Below are 1,548 nucleotides of genomic sequence, written 5' to 3' on the forward strand. Positions count from 1 at the left end.
CGACCTCAGCCCGCTCGAGGCCCGCTGCGCGTGGGCCATCGGCTGGGACAAGCCGTCCTTCTGGGGGCGCGACGAGCTGCTGCGTCAGAAGGAGGCCGGGCCCGCCCGGCGCATGTACGCGCTCGAGGTCACGGGCCGCGGAGTCCTGCGCGCCGGCCAGACCGTGCGGGCCGGCGGACGCGACGTCGGCGTCACGAGCTCCGGCACGTTCTCGCCGACGCTGAAGACTGGGATCGCGCTCGCGTTCGTCGAGCTGGACGCCGGCCTGAAGAAGGGCGACGAGGTCGTCGTCGACGTACGGGGGCGAGAGGTACCGTGCCGCCTCGCGGTACCCCCGCTCGTCGAGATCCGCACCCGCTGACCCGCCCCTTCTCACCTAAGCGAGACGACATGTCCCAGTTCGACATCCGCCCCTCGGCCACACCGAGGACGGCCGCCGAGCGCGAAGCCATCCTCGCCGCTCCCGGCTTCGGCAAGCACTTCACCGACCACATGGTCACCCTCCCGTATTCAGACGGGGCCTGGGGTACCCCCACCGTCGAGGCCTACGCCCCGCTGTCGATCGACCCCTCCGCCGTGGTGCTCCACTACGCCCAGACGATCTTCGAGGGCCTCAAGGCGTACCGGCAGGCCGACGACTCCATCGCCTCCTTCCGCCCGGAGCAGAACGCGGCGCGCTTCAACCGGTCCGCACAGCGTCTGGCCATGCCGACGCTGCCCGAGGAGCTGTTCATGGAGTCCCTCCGGCAGATCGTGGCGATCGACCGCGACTGGGTCCCCGCCGCCGGCGGCGAGGAGGCGCTCTACCTGCGGCCCTTCATGATCGCCACCGAGACCGGCCTGGGAGTGCGGCCGGCCGACGAGTACCTCTACTCGGTCATCGCCTCGCCCGCCGGTGCCTATTTCTCGCGTGGTGTGGCCCCCGTGAGCGTGTGGCTGAGCACCGAGTACGTGCGCGCCAGCCCCGGCGGAACCGGCGCGGCGAAGTTCGGTGGGAACTACGCGGCGTCGCTGCGTGCCCAGGAGCAGGCGGCCGCCGAGGGCTGCGACCAGGTGGTCTGGCTGGACGCGATCGAGCGCAAGTACGTCGAGGAGATGGGCGGGATGAACCTGTTCTTCATCCTCGGCACCGGGGACTCGGCGGAGATCGTCACCCCGGAACTGTCCGGGTCGCTGCTGCCCGGCGTGACCCGCGACAGCCTCATCCGGCTGGCGCGCCATCTCGGCTACCCGGTGACCGAGCGGAAGGTCTCGGTGGAGGAGTGGGAGTCCGGGGTCGCCTCCGGGGCGGTCACCGAGGTGTTCGCCTGCGGGACCGCCGCCGTGATCACCCCGGTGGGCTCGGTCAAGCACGCCGAGGGCGGGTACACGGTCGGCGACGGCGGGCCCGGCGAGATCACCATGCGTCTGCGCGAGACCCTCACCGGGATCCAGCGCGGGTCCGTCGAGGACACCTTCGGCTGGATGACCACGCTCGCCTGACCGGGCCCGCCTGACCGGCCTCGCCCGACCGGGCCCGCCCGACCGGGCCCGCGTCCGGTTCCGCCT

2 protein-coding genes are annotated in these 1,548 nt (G+C 72.0%); both read left to right on the forward strand.

Annotation, left to right across the window (positions count from 1 at the left end; all coding sequences use genetic code 11):
* A partial coding sequence (locus tag G6021_RS13985) for a glycine cleavage T C-terminal barrel domain-containing protein (protein ID WP_277817952.1) occupies positions 1-361 on the forward strand: 361 nt, incomplete at its 5' end.
* 29 nt (positions 362-390) lie between these two features.
* Positions 391-1,482, forward strand: a complete 1,092-nt coding sequence (locus G6021_RS13990; protein WP_179525022.1) for a branched-chain amino acid aminotransferase — start codon at positions 391-393, stop codon at positions 1,480-1,482.
* Positions 1,483-1,548: the final 66 nt, after the last annotated feature.

This window comes from Dietzia sp. CW19 (genome assembly GCF_014145265.1).
Classification (GTDB): domain Bacteria; phylum Actinomycetota; class Actinomycetes; order Mycobacteriales; family Mycobacteriaceae; genus Dietzia; species Dietzia natronolimnaea.